Here is a 17118-nt window from a genome sequence, read left to right on the forward strand (position 1 = left end):
TACTGCGAGGAAAATGAAACGCCCGGTAGACACCGGGCATATATAGCGGGCTAAATTACTTGCCGCTCAGCGGTGCCACAAAAGTTACCGCCATATCCCATGGCTGTTCAATCCAAGTACCTTGTGGAATATCAACCACATAGTCATCAACCAATGGGCGGCCAGCGGGTTTAGCAAAGACAGTAACAAAATGTGCCTTTGGATACATTGCGCGGATAGCTTTCGCCGTGCCGCCAGTATCAACCAAATCATCAATCACGATAAACCCTTCACCATCACCCTCAGCACGTTTCAGGACTTTAAGCTCACCTTGGTTATCATGGTTATAGCTGGCGATGCAAACGGTGTCGACATAACGAATACCCAGCTCACGCGCCAGAATACCCGCCGGAACTAACCCACCACGGCTAACCGCAATGATGCCTTTCCATTGGTCGGCAGGCAGTAAACGCTGTGCCAATTTGCGGGCGTGAATTTGCAACATATCCCAGGTAACGACGTATTTTTCGCTCATAAAGTGTAATCCCAGCCAGTATAGAAGTGGCTTGCCATGGTTCAGAAGGGGAAAAAAGGTTGCGCGAGATTATAGAGAGCCAGCCGCATAAAAACCAGCAATTATCCGGCTAATTAATCAGATCTGTGGCAGTAATTATGCGGCGATACGCGCGCAATGCCACTGAAAGTGATATTCTCAAACTATCTCGCCATCTTGATGGCGGTTTGTCATCATCCTTAAAATCTTTAGTCATCAACCCAATAGCATCTCTGACCTCGCCGCGGTGAGGTTGCCGATACGAGAATGCTGTTACAGGAGACTTACAGTGTCTGAACTGTCTCAACTTTCGCCTCAGCCGTTGTGGGATATTTTCGCCAAAATCTGCTCAATCCCTCATCCGTCTTACCATGAAGAAGCACTGGCACAACATATTATGGCGTGGGCCAAGGAAAAAGGCCTGCATGCCGAGCGCGACCAGGTCGGTAATATCCTGCTGCGAAAACCCGCGACCAAGGGGATGGAAAACCGTAAGCCCGTGGCACTGCAAGCCCATCTCGATATGGTTCCGCAGAAGAATAATGATACGGTACATGACTTTACCAAAGACCCGATTCAACCTTATATCGATGGTGAATGGGTTAAAGCGCGTGGCACCACATTAGGTGCAGATAACGGCATTGGTATGGCCTCCGCCTTGGCGGTGCTGTCTGATGAGCGTGTCGAGCACGGCCCGCTGGAAGTCCTGCTCACGATGACCGAAGAAGCTGGCATGGACGGTGCGTTTGGTCTGCAACCTAACTGGTTAAAAGCCGATATTTTGATTAATACCGACTCCGAGCAGGAGGGTGAAATCTATATGGGTTGTGCCGGTGGCATTGATTTCATAACAACTTTAGCACTAAAACGAGAAGCGGTTCCCGCCGGTTACCAGACCTTGAAGCTGACCCTTAAAGGTTTAAAAGGCGGCCACTCAGGGGCTGATATCCATTTAGGGCTAGGGAATGCCAATAAACTGCTGGCCCGTTTCTTGTTTGAACAGGCCAAAGATTTAGATTTACGGATATTGGATTTGAATGGCGGCACACTGCGCAACGCCATCCCCCGCGAGGGTTCGGTGACCTTGGCGATCGCCGCAGATAAAGTCGATCAGCTGAAAAACCTGAGCCAAGAATATCTGGCGACGTTGAAAAACGAGCTGGCTGCCGTCGAAAAAAATCTGACAGTATTGCTGGAGCCGGTATCCACGGATGCCAAAGCGCTGACAAAAGAGACGCAACAGCGCCTGGTCGCTTTATTGAATGCCACACCAAACGGTGTCATTCGTATGAGTGATGCCGTAAAAGGTGTGGTTGAAACCTCACTGAATGTCGGTGTGGTTACCATGAATGAGAATGAGGCAGAAATCATTTGCCTGATTCGTTCCCTGATAGACAGCGGCAAAGATTACGTGGTGAGCATGCTGACGGCAATTGGTCAGTTGGCTGGCGCTGAAACCACCCCCAAAGGCGGCTACCCCGGCTGGCAACCTGACCCAAGCTCACCGGTGATGGCTCTCGTGCGGGAAACCTACCAAAAACTGTTTAACAAAACGCCAAACATCATGGTTATCCATGCTGGTCTGGAATGTGGTTTGTTCAAAAAACCTTACCCAGAAATGGATATGGTGTCGATTGGGCCAACCATGACCGGGCCACATTCACCGGATGAACAGGTGCATATCGAAAGTGTGGGCCAATATTGGCAATTGCTGACCGCACTGCTGAAAGCCATTCCTGAGCGCGCATAAGCAAGTTTAGTGACTTTTGCATGATAATGGTGGGTCTGACTGGCCCGCCATTTTTTATCTCCTTGGGCGCTATTCCCAGCTCAGCAGCAATTGTCGCTCGAGTTGCGGGTCAAGCAAAGTAACATGCAGCCCCACCAAGCGCACCCCCCGCCCGGCACGGCGCTCATCCCATGCGGCGCGCGCGACTTGCAATAAATCCACTTTATTTAGCTCGGGCCAAACATGCTCTTGTGTGGTTTGCTGAAAATCATGGAATTTCAATTTCACCCCCTGCCGAGCAATATGCAGGTCTGGCCGCACTTTGCGTAGCCGGGTTTCCAGCTCAATATAAAGTGACTCAATCAATGACTCACAACTATCCCAATCATGAATATCCTCGGCCAGTGTTCGCTCCACCCCGACAGATTTACGCAACCTCTCGGGCGAAACTTCGCGCTCATCAATACCGTGGCTGCGCTCCCACAGCACATGGCCAAACTTACCAAAGCGCTTTAATAATTCAGCCTGTGGATAGTTTTGAATATCACTACAGGTTATCAATCCTAACTCTTGCAGTTTGCTGGCGGTCACTTTGCCCACGCCGGGGATTTTGCTCAGCGGTAAATCACGCAAGAAGGGCAACACTTGTTCCGGGGTGATGACATATTGGCCATTGGGTTTATTTAAATCAGAGGCTATTTTGGCTAAAAACTTGATAGGGGCAATGCCCGCAGAGGCGGTTAAATTCAGTTCAGTTGCAATGGATTGGCGGATTTCTTGGGCAATTAAGGTGGCGGAACCGCTGCATGCTTGGCAATCCGATACATCCAGATAAGCTTCATCCAGTGATAGCGGCTCAATTAATGGTGTATAGCGCGCAAAAATTTCGCGGATATGCAGCGAGGCTTCTTTATAAGCCGCCATTCGCCCCGGGATCACTTTTAGCTGTGGACACAGTTTAAGTGCCATGGCGGTGGGCATCGCGCTACGGACACCATAACGCCGGGCCGGGTAATTGGCGGTGCTTATCACGCCACGCCGGTCCCGGCTGCCACCAATCGCAATAGGAATATCACGCAAGCTAGGGTCGTCACGCATTTCGACAGCCGCAAAGAAGCAATCCATATCGACGTGAATAATTTTTCGCATGTTTATCCCCCAACCAAACCACTGTATAAGAATACAGTTAAATGGGGAAAATTCAAGATTATCCTAGGCCCTGACCAGATACATTGTGTGATGGCAAATACATTGTGTGATGGCAAAATGCTAAGCAGGCAGCATCGCCACGGCTTCAATTTCTAAGGCTAAATCGTGGTGTAACGTGGGGACCGGTACAACACAACGCGCCGGTTTGTGTGGCCCCAACCACTCAGCATACAGCACATTAAACTGTGGCCAGAGTGCAATATCACACAGATAAACACGCACCTGAACCAAGCTGGTTAGATTGCAATGGCAGTCCGCTAAGATGCCCTCAATATTGGCAAAAACCTGTCTGACCTGAAAATCAAAAGGTTGCCGTGATAAAGCAACGCCCTGCGCCGTTACCGGCAGTTGGCCGGAAAGATAGACCATGCCGCCCGCACAGACTGCATGGCTGTAATGTCCGGCAGGGGGCTGGCCCGAGGTTGAATTTATTAAAACAAGCTCGGTCATTTTCACGACTTATCAATAAACTGTGCTAGCCGCGCTAAATCGACATTACCGCCCGAAATAATCACGCCGACCCGCTTGCCGCGCAGATCCAGTTGATCGCCAAACGCCACCGCCGCCCCTAAGCAACCGGTGGGTTCCACCACGATTTTCATTCGGCTGGTGAAAAACTGCATCGCCGCGATCAGTTGGTCATCCGTCGCGGTCAGAATATTATCAACTCGCTCCTGAATCACAGGGAAAGTGTAGTGCCCTAACGCCGAGGTTTGCGCGCCATCGGCAATGGTCACTGGGGTCGCAATTTTAACAATTTTACCGCTGCGAAAACTCTGCTGCCCATCATTACCGGCGGCGGGCTCCCCCCCAATAACCTGGCAATTTGGGTAGAGCGCCTTGGCGGCAGTGGCACAACCGGACAACAATCCCCCGCCGCCTAATGGCACCAGCAACACATCCAGCGCCCCGACTTCTTCAAATAATTCTTTAGCCGCCGTGCCCTGCCCGGCCATAACATCCGGGTGGTCATAAGGCGGAATTAACGTTAGCCCCTGATCTTGCGCCAATTTATGGCTAATGGCCTCGCGGTCTTCAAGATAGCGGTCATACAGCACTACTTCACCGCCATAACCCCGGGTGGCGGCAATTTTAGCCGCAGGCGCATCTTGCGGCATGACGATAATGGCGCGAATACCTAATTTACGGGCGGACAAAGCAATCGCTTGTGCATGATTTCCCGACGAAAAAGCAATAACCCCTTTAGCTTGCTGTTCCGGCGATAACTTCACTAATGCGTTATAGGCTCCCCGAAATTTAAATGCGCCCATATGTTGGAAATTTTCGCATTTAAAAAATAACTGCGCCCCGGTCAGCTCGTTAGCGGTGGATGAGGTCAACACCGGCGTGTTCAGCGCAAAACCCGCAATCCGCTGATGTGCTTGAATAATATCGTCATAACTGATTGCTAATGGGGCCATTTTTAGCTTCCTTCAGTGGGGAGATAGGTATAAACGGTCGAGCGGGCGACGCCCAGATTATTGGCAACCACGGTCTGAGCATTTTTCAAATCCATCAAACCTGCTTGCGCCAATTGGCGGACAATCTCGCGCCGCTGTGCCGGGTTCAGCGCGCGCGGGGTGGTATTGTGGGCGGCGGCAAATTGCTCCAGTTGCGTGCGCAGCATTTCAAGACGCGGTGATGCCAGCGACTCCTGAACATCTGCGGCGGTGGTTTGTGTCAGTTGCGACAAACTGGCACTGACCGCGGCAAATAGCGAGATGTCCATATTCAGGCACAGTGCGCCGATGAACTCCCCGTGGCTATTTTTCAGGCCAATTGAGGTACTTTTGGCTGGGCGGCCATCTGGAAATTGGTTCGGATAATTAAGAATGACCTCCGGAAAATCGGGGTCAGCAATACGGCTCAGCCCCAATTCAGTCGCCGGTTCTCCGACTTCACGGCCGGATAAGTTGTTTGATATCGCCGCAATGGCGTGTTCTGGTTGAGTGAGGTCGTGCAAGACAAATTCCACCAAGGGTGCAAATGTTTTGCCCAGTGCCTCAACGATTTTTTTGCTCTCCCGCAATAGGAGTTGATCTTCTGTTAGCTTCATTTTTGAATTATTGTCAATTACTGACAATTTGTCAAATTGATTGTGTGATAGTAAAATCTCAATCAAAGAGCGACATATCGCCGCTCTTTTTCATGACATAGCCGGAGTGGGAATTACTGCAGAATGGAGCTTTTCAATGATTTATCTTGCTGATGGCGCTCTAAAGCTAATTCAATCAGTGTAGTGATAAGTTCCGTCGAACCAATCCCAGTGGCACGCCACAACTTGGGGTACATGCTGATATTAGTAAACCCAGGTAGAGTATTTATCTCATTGATAATCACTGTGTTATCCGGGGTTAAAAAGACATCAACCCGCGCCATACCGCAGCATTCGAGGGTTCGAAATGCCGCTAATGCGACGGCACGAATATTGTCGCTGACGGCCGCGTCGATTTGCGCAGGAATAATGACCTGAGCACCGGTTTCACTGATGTATTTGGTATCATAGGAATAAAACTCGTCACTGACGACGACCTCGCCACACAAACTGGCTTGCGGATGGTCATTCCCCATCACCGCGCATTCTATCTCGCGCCCAACAATAGCTGATTCCACCAAAACTTTGTGGTCAAAATCAAATGCTAATGCCACCGCCTGTTCATATTCGTCCGCATGATGAACCTTACTCACCCCAACTGAGGAGCCTTGATTAGCGGGCTTAATAAAGAGAGGTAAACCGAGTATTTCCGTAACCTGCTCAAAACGGTATTGCTCTTTATTCGCCCGTGTCAGTGTGATAAATGGGGCGACATTCAGCCCGGCATCGCGCAGTAACCGCTTGGTGATGTCTTTATCCATACTGACCGCAGAACCCACGACACCAGAGCCGACAAACGGAATATTCGCCATGCGCAGCAGGCCCTGCAAGGAACCATCCTCCCCTAATGTCCCGTGTACTATCGGGAAGATGACATCCAATTGAGCCAAAGCCGCAGCATTATCCGCGGCAATAAGTTGCTGATGATTCTGACCTGGAATCAATGCCACATTTCTGTTTGAGTGATTCAGGGAAATTAATGCCGGGTTCTCGGCATTGAGTAAATAATTGGATGCATCATTAACATGCCATTGCCCCTGTTTATCAATACCGAGCAGCACCACATCGAATTTTTCTTTATCAATTGCCTCTACTATATTCTTTGCCGACTGCAATGACACTTCATGTTCGGCCGATTTACCACCAAAAATCACACCCACTCGCCATTTCGACACACGACATTCCTTCTTAAGCCCTAGCACTTAGGGGGCCCCCCCCAATAAAATCATGCATAACACTAATACAACTTTTACTTGCTTAACTAATGTTTTTTAACATTCTTACAGAATTTTCTGGTGACATAGATGATCAATCCACCTTACCCCTGCATATGATTTTAGTATCAGATATTCATCTCAATAACATAAGAAATTCAATCGCGACAGTTTCAGTCATAATCATCCTAATCAATATGCTAACAAATTGGTCGTGCCGCAGATTTAGTGGTAATGGTTAATTGTCAGATACCATCCGATGATCTTATCGTGCATTTCTTCTGATTTTGAGAAGCAGATAGTCTTGCGGGCTAACCGTTTGAGATGGGTTCGCAAGTTCAGATTATGTCGCTCTATCCTCTGGGTGTATTTCTTGCTGATAACATGACTGGTTGAGGACAATAAAGTGCGGTATACCGGCCAGGCATCGGTCATGTAGAAGGCAATGCTAAACTGGCTCAGCAAAACCAGAAGACGCTTTAATGTCAAAGCATTTCGCGGGCCAAATACATGGGCGATAACGCGCTTTCGGATGCGGTCATAGGCATAAAACAGCCAGCGTTGATTGCCTTTACAGCGGACATATGACCACTGCTCATCGGCTTCACAGCAGATAACCACCTCTGCGCTAGGCTCTACGTTTTGCGCTACCTGGTGCGGCGTAAGTTTTTTAGATGACGCAGAACGGTATTGAGGCTTATCCGTAGAACCCGTGCTGTATCGCGGCATCCGGAGCCGTTCATCGCCATATCAACGATGGCCTGATGGGTTTCGGGTTTAGCTCCGTTGTAGCGATAGCTGAGCTGGAAGGTCTTCAGGCATTGGTTACAGCGATAGAGCTGCGCCCCTGAGCCGGAGTGGCCGTTTCGGATAACCCCATGAGTTTCAGAACAGCGAGGACAAACCACATCAATCTTTGCCATCAATCATCCAAAGGGTAAAGAGTACACCAACACTAAGTTTGCGTCACGACCAACAAATTCAGGTAATAGCAGAATTGAATTCTGTTATGAGTCTTTTTATCCTTTTTGTCATTTATTTTTAATAAAAAACTATTAAATTAGACAAAACCGAAGAATATTGGCGATATAATTAACATCGCCCTGAAAAATTCATTATCAGTCAATGGATGGAAACTAAATATTATGCGAAATTATATAATGGCCACTTTATTACTCTCTGCTACTTTTTTAACAAATGCTAATTCAGTCAATTCAAGTACTCCTCACCCCGCACCACAAATTATTGCTCACCGTGGTGGCACTGCCGACGCGGCTGAAAATACCCTCCCCGCCATCAAAAAGGCCTTGGCAAATGGCGCGAATGCCATTTGGATAACACTACAGTTATCAAAAGATAATAAACTGGTGCTGTATCGCCCTTCCGACCTCAAAGAATTGACCGATATGTCGGGCAAAGTTTCTGCTTATACCGCCGAGCAACTCGCCCGAGCGAATGCCAGTTTTGCTTATAATCAACAACATGATATTCATCCTGCCCCAAAAACACAGGTTGGTATTCCTACGCTTGATGAAGTGTTAAAAACATTCCCAACAACAACGTTTTACCTTGATATTAAATCGCCGGATGCGGCCCCCGCCACACTCGCGCAAGCACTGCAAAAAACACTGAATGCGACCACCCGAGGTGAAAAAAACCGACTAAGCCGAACCCGAGTTTACTCAACTGATGATAATTATTTGAATGCACTGGATAAGGTAAACCAAACCAGCGATTCAGCCCATAAAATACAACGTTTTGAAAGCCGTAATGTGACTCGAACTCAGGTCGTGACGCAAACTTAGTGTTGGTGTACTCTTTACCCTTTGGATGATTGATGGCAAAGATTGATGTGGTTTGTCCTCGCTGTTCTGAAACTCATGGGGTTATCCGAAACGGCCACTCCGGCTCAGGGGCGCAGCTCTATCGCTGTAACCAATGCCTGAAGACCTTCCAGCTCAGCTATCGCTACAACGGAGCTAAACCCGAAACCCATCAGGCCATCGTTGATATGGCGATGAACGGCTCCGGATGCCGCGATACAGCACGGGTTCTACGGATAAGCCTCAATACCGTTCTGCGTCATCTAAAAAACTTACGCCGCACCAGGTAGCGCAAAACGTAGAGCCTAGCGCAGAGGTGGTTATCTGCTGTGAAGCCGATGAGCAGTGGTCATATGTCCGCTGTAAAGGCAATCAACGCTGGCTGTTTTATGCCTATGACCGCATCCGAAAGCGCGTTATCGCCCATGTATTTGGCCCGCGAAATGCTTTGACATTAAAGCGTCTTCTGGTTTTGCTGAGCCAGTTTAGCATTGCCTTCTACATGACCGATGCCTGGCCGGTATACCGCACTTTATTGTCCTCAACCAGTCATGTTATCAGCAAGAAATACACCCAGAGGATAGAGCGACATAATCTGAACTTGCGAACCCATCTCAAACGGTTAGCCCGCAAGACTATCTGCTTCTCAAAATCAGAAGAAATGCACGATAAGATCATCGGATGGTATCTGACAATTAACCATTACCACTAAATCTGCGGCACGACCCGAACTCAATTAGCCAATATCACGATGGACCATAAGTGCGAATTGCCGACGGATGATAAAGAGCGCTGGTATGGCCTAGAATTACATCGCAAAGTTGAGGTTGTGGAAAAGTATACGCTAGGGGAAGGGCGCTCTAATGCGGTATTAAGTTGGGATAAAGAAGCCGTTGATTGTTTCCGTAAAAATACCAATGCACATATTATTTTCTTTGGAATTAATACTCCTGAAGATTATAAGAAAGCAAAAAAATTAGGCGCTGATGGGGTTATGGTTGATTCTCCCATTTTGTTTAAAAAGATAATCAGTGAAAATAATTAATTAAAAAATATATACCCCCCCCAATCAACTTGTTATTAACTGGGGGGTGTCATTGCTATTTTGAACTTTTAAGATGCGGGCTACAGAATACGATACTGATCCCGTTCCTTTTGACGCGCGGCCTCTTTAGCCAATCGTTTCTTTCGCGCATCACAAGGTTCGGGGCAATCACATACTTTTTCCATCCCCAACGCCCCAATCCCCCCGCAACTGCCCTGTATGGCTTTACGTTTTACAATATAACCCAGCGACATCCCGGCGATGACCAACAGAAAAAACACGAAGGACGCGATAAAAACCGTCAACATAATTCTCTCCTATCAGGGCCGCTTTTGCAGATACGGCTTGAATGACTCAGAAGAGCGCTCCTCAAAGCCTTCATCGGTTTTCACTATCATAAACACCGGGATGCCCAGTAAATTAGCCAATGCCATCCCTCTCTCAGGGCCCAGCACCCCTAACCCCGTCGAGAGCCCGTCGGCCGTCATACAGCTGGGGTCTAAAACCGTGATTGAGACTAAACGATGATTTATGGGCCGGCCGGTCGCGGGGTCAATGGTGTGCGAATAGCGCACGCCATTCTGTTCAAAGTAATTGCGGTAGTCACCAGAAGTGGCGATAGCCATCCGACCGGGTTCGATAATCTCTTGTGCGCTTTGTTCTACCCCAGCCAGCGGCTTTTCGATAGCAATACGCCAAGGTTGATTCTCCCCGTTGTTGCCGCGCGTCCGGACTTCGCCACCAATATCAACCATATAGTTATTGATATTCTGCGCCTCCAAATATTCAGCAACGACATCGACTCCATATCCTTTAGCTATAGCTGAAAGATCAACATATAGCTCTGGAATATGTTTAATCAAAGAACCATTCTCTACCGCCAGTTTATCAATACCCACCCATTGCCGCCGCTTATCAATTTCCGCCGCAGTAGGCACCGCATTAGGCCGCCCTTCAGGACCGAAACCCCATAAATTAACCAAAGGCCCAACAGTGACATCCAGCGCACCGTCCGTCAGCCGGTTAATCCGAATAGCTTCGCGCACCACTTTGGCAGTAGCGAATGACACAGGAAAGGGCGTATCCACTAGCTGACTTTGGTTAAAACGACTCAATTCGGAGTTTGGCCGATAAGTCGACATTTGATCATTAACCTGCTGCAGCTCACGATCTATTTCCTGTTGCAGCTTTTCCGGGCTGGGAGTTGATGAGTCACTCACATACTTGATTGAGTATGAGGTCCCCATGGTTTTACCTTCAAGGTTGATTTGCTCAGGGCCACAGCCTGTCAGCAGCAAAATCCCCAGCACAGACATCAGCCAATGCGTTATATATCTTTGCATAATATTCCCAATTACAGTAAAAACGCGCATCGCGGTAAATCAGCCACCGAAGTCATCGAGCATAATGTTGTCATCTTCTACCCCAAGGTCTTTTAGCATCTTGATCACTGCGGCATTCATCATCGGTGGGCCACACATATAGAATTCGCAATCTTCAGGTGCCGGGTGATTTTTAAGGTAATTTTCTAATAATACGTTATGAATGAAGCCGGTATAGCCAGTCCAATTATCCTCTGGCTGTGGATCCGACAAAGCAACATACCAGCGGAAATTATCATTCTCGGCCTGCAACTGGTCAAAATCTTCCTCATAAAACATTTCACGCCGTGAGCGCGCGCCATACCAGAAGCTAATTTTGCGTTTTGAATGCAGCCGCTTGAGCTGATCAAAGATATGCGAACGCATCGGCGCCATACCTGCCCCGCCGCCAATAAAGACCATTTCAGCATCTGTATCTTTGGCAAAAAACTCCCCAAATGGCCCAGAGATAACCACTTTGTCACCCGGTTTCAGTGACCAAATATAGGAAGACATAATGCCTGGCGGTGCATCTGGCAATGAGGGCGGTGGCGTCGCAATCCGCACATTAAGCATGATAATACCGAGCTCTTGTGGGTAGTTTGCCATCGAATATGCACGCACTGTCGGCTCAGTCACCACCGACTCAAACCGGAACAAATTGAATTTATCCCAGTCGCCGCGATACTCCTCGGGCACATCGAAATCAGCATATTTCACGGTATGGGGTTCGGCCTCAATTTGAATAAAGCCGCCAGCCCGGAATGGCACCACTTCACCATCAGGAATTTTCAGTTTTAGCTCTTTGATAAATGTGGCTTTATTATCGTTAGAGATCACTTCACATTCCCATTTTTTCACCCCAAAAATCTCTTCCGGCAACTCAATTTTTAAGCTCTGCTTCACACTCACCTGACACGCCAGCCGACACCCCTCTTTGGCTTCGCGCTTAGAGATATGAGAAAGTTCGGTGGGCAGAATATCGCCCCCACCCTCGCTAATCTTCACCCGGCACTGCCCACAAGAGCCACCGCCACCACATGCCGAAGAAACAAAGATGCCATGACTGGACAGCATATTCAGTAGCTTGTCCCCCGCCGGGGCGGTAAAACTTTTATTCGCGTCTTCATTTATATCAATGGTGATATCGCCCGTATTCACCAGCTTTGATTTGGCAAATAAAATGATTACCGTCAATGCCAGAATAATAAGGGTGAACATCACTACGCCTAGAATTATTTCCATGAATTATTCCTGCCTTTATAAGCTTACGCCGGAGAAAGACATAAACCCTAAGGCCATCAATCCGGTGGTGATAAAGGTGATCCCTAACCCCTGTAAGCCCGCAGGCACATTGGCATATTTCATTTTTTCGCGAATACCTGCCAGTGCGACAATGGCGAGCATCCAACCAATGCCGGAACCAAAACCATAAACAATAGATTCAGGGAAGTTATAATCACGTTGTGCCATAAACGACACGCCGCCGAAAATGGCGCAGTTCACCGTAATCAGTGGCAAGAAAATGCCCAACGCGTTGTATAACGCCGGGAAATACCTATCAAGGATCATTTCCAGCACCTGCACAATGGCGGCGATAACGCCAATAAAGGTGATAAAGTTTAGGAAACTCAGATCCACACCTTCGACCAAAGCGCCGTCACGTAACACCAAGTTATAAACCAGATTGTTCGCAGGAACTGAAATACCTAATACCACGGTTACCGCAATACCCAGACCAAAGGCTGTCGAGACTTTCTTGGAAACGGCGAGGAAAGTACACATTCCCAAAAAGAAAGCTAACGCCATATTCTCGACAAACACTGCGCGGACAAACAGACTGATGTAGTGTTCCATCGTCAATTACTCCTTCTCAATCTGCGCAGGCTTCAGGGTTCGTAGGCCCCAAATCAGCAAACCAATGATAAAGAATGCGCTAGGCGCCAGCAGGAACAATCCATTAGGTTGATACCAACCGCCATTCTGAACCGTTGCCAAGACCGTCACACCGAACAATTTACCCGAGCCAATCAACTCGCGGACAAACCCCACCAGCACCAGCACCACGCCATAACCTAAACCGTTACCGATACCATCCATGAAGCTTTCAATCGGCGGGGATTTCATCGCATAAGCTTCTGCACGGCCCATCACGATACAGTTGGTAATAATCAGACCAACAAATACTGATAGTTGCCTGGATATCTCAAAGGCATAAGCACGCAGGATCTGGTCTACTACGATGACTAACGAAGCAATAATGACCATTTGCACAATAATACGGACACTATTGGGAATATGATTACGAATCAGAGAGATAAAGAAACTGGAGAACGCCGTCACCAAGGTTACCGCCAGTGTCATCACTAACGCGGTTTCCAATCGAGTTGTTACTGCCAGCGCTGAACACACCCCAAGGATTTGCAACGCAATCGGATTGTTATCAAATAACGGCCCGAGTAAAACCCGTTTAATCTCTTTGCTATCAGCCATTTTTTAACGCCCCTTCGCGCACTTTTCTCAGGAATGGACCAAAGCCATTTTCGCCGAGCCAAAAATCAAAGCTATTTTGTACTCCATTGGAGGTCAGTGTCGCACCCGACAAACCATCAATTGCATGAGGGTCATTAGCAGGCGCACGCCCTTTAACTATACGAATAGCTGGCTGCCCTTTGTCATCAAATAATCGCTGACCAATCCATTGATTACGCCAAATTGGATTCTCAATTTCTCCGCCCAGCCCCGGTGTCTCACCTTGATCGTAGTAGGTAATACCACGCACCGTGGTACCGTCAGTATCAATAGCAACAAAGGCATACATCATTGACCACAAACCAGAGCCATAAACCGGCAACACAATCTTGTCAATCTTCCCCTGTTCACTGCGCACCAGATAGATTTCAACAATGTTCGCACGGCGACGAATGTTGGCAACATCCTGGGCTGGCGTGAGCGCAATACTCATTTGATTATCACGCAGAGCTGCGGCACGATTAAATGTTGTCGGATCTTGCTGGACAAACTCTCCGCTTTGCAAATCGACCAGACGTGGTTCAATGCGCTGGGCAAATATCTGTTGTATTTCTTCTGCTGGCATTCTTGGTTGCAGTAAACCCGAAACCGACAAAATATTGCGCTGTTTATCTAACAGACGCTGCTCTTGCTGCCTAGCGTTTAAGCCCACCGCCGCGCCTGAAACCACGACTGAGCACACCAAGCACAACACAATCACCACCAACAGTGTTTTGCCAATGCTGTCATTATTTCTTGGTTTGTTATTTGCCACGGGCTTTCCTCCGCTTGATATTGGCCTGAACCACCACATAGTCGAACAGTGGCGCAAACAGGTTGGCAAACAGGATTGCCAGCATCATTCCCTCTGGATAAGCCGGATTGGCCACGCGGATCAACACACACATCGCGCCGATTAAGCCGCCATACCACCATTTTCCTTTATTAGTAAAGGAAGCCGATACCGGATCAGTCGCCATAAAAATCATGCCGAAAGCAAAGCCGCCGAGCACCAAATGCCAATACCATGGCATGGCGAATAAGGGATTGGTGGTGGAACCGACCCAATTAAACAGGTAAGCGGTCGCTATCATGCCAATCATGACGCCAGCCACAATGCGCCAAGAGGCCACCCGGCCAAACAGAATAATGGCCCCGCCAATCAGAATCATCAGTGTGGACACTTCACCGATTGAGCCGGGGATATTGCCGAGGAAAGCATCCATCCAGGTGATGGGTTGGCCAGAGATAGTATTGACCAAGCTGTGGCTGCCATTAACACTCCACTGCGATAAGGGGGTGGCACCGGAAAAACCATCGGCCGCAGTCCAGACCAAATCTCCCGATATTTGCGCCGGATAAGCAAAAAATAAGAAGGCGCGCCCAGCCAGAGCAGGGTTGAGGAAGTTGCGCCCAGTTCCGCCGAAGATCTCTTTACCAATAACCACGCCAAAAGAGATCCCCAGCGCCGCCTGCCATAATGGCAATGTGGGGGGCACAATCAGGGAAAACAGAATCGAGGTAACAAAGAAACCTTCGTTAATTTCATGTTTGCGAATAATGGAAAAGACCACTTCCCAAAAACCACCCACAATAAATACCACGGCATAAATCGGCAGGAAATACACCGCCCCGAGCACCATTTTGCTCACCCAACCGGCATCGGGTGCCAGTGATGCGCCCAACAGTTGCGCCAGCCGGTAATGCCAGTCACTGGCAATAATCTGTTGTAGCTCGCCCCCACTGTAGAGTTGGTTCAGCGCGGGAATAGCCTGACCACCGACGTTGTACATCCCCCAGAACATCGCCGGGAATACCGCCAGCCACACCAAAATCATCATCCGTTTCAGATCGATAGCATCGCGAACGTGAGAAGCCCCCGGAGTCACTTTGCCCTGAGTATAAAAAATGGTGGCCGCAGCTTCATACAGCGGATAATACTTCTCGAGCTTGCCACCAGCTTCAAAGTGGTGCTCTATTTTCTCAAGAAAACTTTTCAGGCCCATCAGTTATCCTTCCTGCTCAATCTTGGTCAGTATGTCGCGCAATACCGGCCCATATTCGTATTTACCGGGGCAGACAAAGGTACACAGAGCCAAATCTTCTTCATCCAACTCCAAACATCCCAGTGCTTGCGCGCTGTCAGTATCGCCAGAGAGCAGGTCACGCAGTAAATGAGTGGCCAAAATATCCAACGGCATCACGCGTTCATAGTTGCCAATCGGTACCATTGCCCGCTCCCCGCCATGCATATCAGTGGAGAAAGCAAATAATTTCCGTTTGAAGAAATGGCCTAATGTGGTGCGCGTAATTGAATATTTGTCGCGCCCTGGCATCACCCAACCGAATAGTTCTTTTTCTCGCCCTTCGCGGATGACGGACACTTGTTGATGGAAACGCCCCAAATAACCATGGCTGGCTGAGCAGGCGGTACCGCTGAGCACTGAGCCGGAAATAATGCGATTGTCGCCCTCGAGCAGTCGGCCTGCAGTCAATTCAGATAAACTGGCCCCAAGACGGGTTCGCAGTAGCAGCGGTTGCTTCACTTGGGGGCCGGCGACGGCGACGATACGATCACTCCACAACTCACCGCGCGTAAAAAGTTTGCCGATGGCAATGACATCCTGATAGCCCACATGCCAGACAACTTTGTTCAGGCTGACCGGCTCAAGGAAATGGATATGAGTCCCAACCAGACCGGCGGGGTGCGGGCCAGAGAACTCATTGTAAGTCACCTGGGCATTCGGGTGGCTGGCAACGACCTGCCCCGGAGCATGGCAAACATGCACTTTGCCCATGGTCAGCCGGGCCAATACGGTTAAACCGTGATTGAAAGCATCAGACTCGGTCGCCATGATGACTTGCGGGTCAGCCGCCAGCGGTTGGGTGTCCATGGCGCTAACAAAAATAGCCCGCGGGCGGCTACCGGGGGCCGGCGTTTTACTGAAAGGGCGGGTTCGCAGAGCCGTCCATAAGCCGGAGGCCAGCAAATTATTCTGGACTTGCTCATCACTAAGTTGGTTAAGGTCTGATGAATCATAATGCGCAAATGGAATTTGCTCATCGCCGTCAATATCAATCACCACCGATTGCAGAACCCGGCGCTCCCCCCGATTGATGGCGCTCACTTTGCCACTGGCGGGGGCGGTGAATATTACGCCGGGATTTTTTTTATCCTCAAACAGCGCCTGACCTTTCTTAACCCAATCCCCCTCTTGAACCAACATCGAGGGGCGCATACCAATATATTCTTCACCGAGCACAGCCACACGGTGAATAACTGGCCCCTCTTCTATAACTTGCGCAGGTGCCCCAGCGATGGGGAGATTTAGTCCTTTCTTTACTTTAATCATAGAGTTGAACTACTTTATTAGTGATATCAAATGCTGTACTGAGCCCAGCATGTACAGCCACACAAAGAGAAGATTCTTTCGTGGTTAGTTAAACGGCGGCTTAATACTGCGCCCATTAAACAAACATGAATATTGGCCGAAAGAGTCTTAGAAATTAATGCTGCTCCCCATATTGGCTGTTATCGTCGCGAAAATAGCCATTAATTGAGCAGGTCAGCAGCAGCCGGCAATCTTAGCATTTCCCAC

At 48.8% G+C, this 17118-nt stretch carries 17 protein-coding genes and 2 pseudogenes; 4 read left to right on the top strand and 15 right to left on the bottom strand.

Going from position 1 to position 17118, the window contains the following annotated elements:
* Positions 1–55: 55 nt before the first annotated feature.
* Positions 56–514, bottom strand: coding sequence for a xanthine phosphoribosyltransferase (gene gpt, locus D5F51_RS14090; protein WP_025377362.1), 459 nt, complete (start codon positions 512–514; stop codon positions 56–58).
* A gap of 307 nt (positions 515–821) precedes the next feature.
* Here gpt and pepD point away from each other — a divergent pair, with 307 nt between their 5' ends.
* Positions 822–2282: a beta-Ala-His dipeptidase gene (pepD, locus tag D5F51_RS14095; protein WP_025377361.1), complete on the top strand. Its 1461-nt coding sequence runs from the start codon at positions 822–824 to the stop codon at positions 2280–2282.
* Between the two features lie 69 nt (positions 2283–2351).
* On the opposite strand, the gene dinB is transcribed toward pepD, so the two are convergent.
* From dinB to D5F51_RS14125, 6 genes are all read right to left on the bottom strand, one after another.
* A complete protein-coding gene (dinB, locus tag D5F51_RS14100; RefSeq protein ID WP_087768959.1) occupies positions 2352–3410 on the bottom strand; it encodes a DNA polymerase IV in 1059 nt (352 codons plus the stop codon).
* 120 nt (positions 3411–3530) lie between these two features.
* Positions 3531–3920: a RidA family protein gene (locus D5F51_RS14105; protein ID WP_129197414.1), complete on the bottom strand. Its 390-nt coding sequence runs from the start codon at positions 3918–3920 to the stop codon at positions 3531–3533.
* A 2-nt stretch (positions 3921–3922) separates the two neighbouring features.
* A complete protein-coding gene (locus D5F51_RS14110) occupies positions 3923–4891 on the bottom strand; it encodes a threo-3-hydroxy-L-aspartate ammonia-lyase (RefSeq protein WP_129197416.1) in 969 nt (322 codons plus the stop codon).
* A gap of 2 nt (positions 4892–4893) precedes the next feature.
* Entirely contained in the window at positions 4894–5526 is a 633-nt protein-coding gene (locus D5F51_RS14115; protein ID WP_025377357.1) for a helix-turn-helix transcriptional regulator, read from the bottom strand.
* A 113-nt stretch (positions 5527–5639) separates the two neighbouring features.
* Positions 5640–6740 carry a D-alanine--D-alanine ligase gene (gene ddlA / locus D5F51_RS14120; RefSeq protein ID WP_025377356.1) on the bottom strand — a complete coding sequence of 367 codons (1101 nt, stop codon included), beginning with the start codon at positions 6738–6740 and terminating at the stop codon, positions 5640–5642.
* Between the two features lie 264 nt (positions 6741–7004).
* A protein-coding gene (locus D5F51_RS14125) for an IS1 family transposase (protein ID WP_100273935.1) occupies positions 7005–7702 on the bottom strand; the annotation gives its coding sequence in 2 pieces (ribosomal slippage) (positions 7005–7444 and positions 7444–7702; 699 coding nt in all).
* 222 nt (positions 7703–7924) lie between these two features.
* Here D5F51_RS14125 and D5F51_RS14130 point away from each other — a divergent pair.
* From D5F51_RS14130 to D5F51_RS14140, 3 genes and pseudogenes are all read left to right on the top strand, one after another.
* Positions 7925–8581 (top strand): annotated as a pseudogene (locus D5F51_RS14130) (glycerophosphodiester phosphodiesterase family protein); the annotation flags it as partial.
* 35 nt (positions 8582–8616) lie between these two features.
* A protein-coding gene (locus tag D5F51_RS14135) for an IS1 family transposase (protein WP_100273935.1) occupies positions 8617–9314 on the top strand; the annotation gives its coding sequence in 2 pieces (ribosomal slippage) (positions 8617–8875 and positions 8875–9314; 699 coding nt in all).
* 9 nt (positions 9315–9323) lie between these two features.
* Positions 9324–9647: pseudogene (locus D5F51_RS14140) on the top strand (alpha-hydroxy-acid oxidizing protein); the annotation flags it as partial.
* 80 nt (positions 9648–9727) lie between these two features.
* Here D5F51_RS14140 and nqrM read toward each other — a convergent pair.
* The 8 genes from nqrM to D5F51_RS14180 are packed head-to-tail and all read right to left on the bottom strand — an operon-like array spanning position 9728 to position 16872.
* Positions 9728–9955, bottom strand: a complete 228-nt coding sequence (gene nqrM, locus D5F51_RS14145) for a (Na+)-NQR maturation NqrM (RefSeq protein ID WP_129197420.1) — start codon at positions 9953–9955, stop codon at positions 9728–9730.
* 12 nt (positions 9956–9967) lie between these two features.
* Complete coding sequence (locus D5F51_RS14150; protein ID WP_129197422.1) at positions 9968–10990, bottom strand: FAD:protein FMN transferase; 1023 nt, start codon at positions 10988–10990, stop codon at positions 9968–9970.
* A gap of 39 nt (positions 10991–11029) precedes the next feature.
* Positions 11030–12253, bottom strand: a complete 1224-nt coding sequence (nqrF, locus tag D5F51_RS14155; RefSeq protein ID WP_129197424.1) for an NADH:ubiquinone reductase (Na(+)-transporting) subunit F — start codon at positions 12251–12253, stop codon at positions 11030–11032.
* 15 nt (positions 12254–12268) lie between these two features.
* Complete coding sequence (gene nqrE / locus D5F51_RS14160) at positions 12269–12865, bottom strand: NADH:ubiquinone reductase (Na(+)-transporting) subunit E (RefSeq protein ID WP_129197426.1); 597 nt, start codon at positions 12863–12865, stop codon at positions 12269–12271.
* Positions 12866–12871: 6 nt separating this feature from the next.
* The gene (locus tag D5F51_RS14165; protein WP_129197428.1) at positions 12872–13501 is read right to left on the bottom strand and encodes an NADH:ubiquinone reductase (Na(+)-transporting) subunit D; all 630 of its coding nucleotides are present in this window, start codon (positions 13499–13501) and stop codon (positions 12872–12874) included.
* Positions 13494–14294 (bottom strand): Na(+)-translocating NADH-quinone reductase subunit C, encoded by an 801-nt coding sequence (locus D5F51_RS14170; protein ID WP_129197430.1) that lies wholly within the window; start codon positions 14292–14294, stop codon positions 13494–13496. Before D5F51_RS14170 ends, D5F51_RS14165 begins: the two co-directional genes overlap by 8 nt.
* Positions 14284–15525 (bottom strand): NADH:ubiquinone reductase (Na(+)-transporting) subunit B, encoded by a 1242-nt coding sequence (locus D5F51_RS14175; protein ID WP_129197432.1) that lies wholly within the window; start codon positions 15523–15525, stop codon positions 14284–14286. Before D5F51_RS14175 ends, D5F51_RS14170 begins: the two co-directional genes overlap by 11 nt.
* A 3-nt stretch (positions 15526–15528) precedes the next feature.
* A complete protein-coding gene (locus tag D5F51_RS14180; protein WP_129197434.1) occupies positions 15529–16872 on the bottom strand; it encodes a Na(+)-translocating NADH-quinone reductase subunit A in 1344 nt (447 codons plus the stop codon).
* Positions 16873–17118 lie beyond the last annotated feature (246 nt).

Source organism: Yersinia hibernica, assembly GCF_004124235.1.
Taxonomy (GTDB): domain Bacteria; phylum Pseudomonadota; class Gammaproteobacteria; order Enterobacterales; family Enterobacteriaceae; genus Yersinia; species Yersinia hibernica.

What these genes read in the sequence shown, in the direction of transcription:
- gpt (WP_025377362.1), bottom strand. Translation starts at nt 514, where the DNA reads ATGAGCGAAAAATACGTCGTTACCTGGGATATGTTGCAAATTCACGCC.
- dinB (WP_087768959.1), bottom strand. Translation starts at nt 3,410, where the DNA reads ATGCGAAAAATTATTCACGTCGATATGGATTGCTTCTTTGCGGCTGTC.
- D5F51_RS14105 (WP_129197414.1), bottom strand. Translation starts at nt 3,920, where the DNA reads ATGACCGAGCTTGTTTTAATAAATTCAACCTCGGGCCAGCCCCCTGCC.
- D5F51_RS14110 (WP_129197416.1), bottom strand. Translation starts at nt 4,891, where the DNA reads ATGGCCCCATTAGCAATCAGTTATGACGATATTATTCAAGCACATCAG.
- D5F51_RS14115 (WP_025377357.1), bottom strand. Translation starts at nt 5,526, where the DNA reads ATGAAGCTAACAGAAGATCAACTCCTATTGCGGGAGAGCAAAAAAATC.
- nqrM (WP_129197420.1), bottom strand. Translation starts at nt 9,955, where the DNA reads ATGTTGACGGTTTTTATCGCGTCCTTCGTGTTTTTTCTGTTGGTCATC.
- D5F51_RS14150 (WP_129197422.1), bottom strand. Translation starts at nt 10,990, where the DNA reads ATGCAAAGATATATAACGCATTGGCTGATGTCTGTGCTGGGGATTTTG.
- nqrF (WP_129197424.1), bottom strand. Translation starts at nt 12,253, where the DNA reads ATGGAAATAATTCTAGGCGTAGTGATGTTCACCCTTATTATTCTGGCA.
- nqrE (WP_129197426.1), bottom strand. Translation starts at nt 12,865, where the DNA reads ATGGAACACTACATCAGTCTGTTTGTCCGCGCAGTGTTTGTCGAGAAT.
- D5F51_RS14165 (WP_129197428.1), bottom strand. Translation starts at nt 13,501, where the DNA reads ATGGCTGATAGCAAAGAGATTAAACGGGTTTTACTCGGGCCGTTATTT.
- D5F51_RS14175 (WP_129197432.1), bottom strand. Translation starts at nt 15,525, where the DNA reads ATGGGCCTGAAAAGTTTTCTTGAGAAAATAGAGCACCACTTTGAAGCT.
- D5F51_RS14180 (WP_129197434.1), bottom strand. Translation starts at nt 16,872, where the DNA reads ATGATTAAAGTAAAGAAAGGACTAAATCTCCCCATCGCTGGGGCACCT.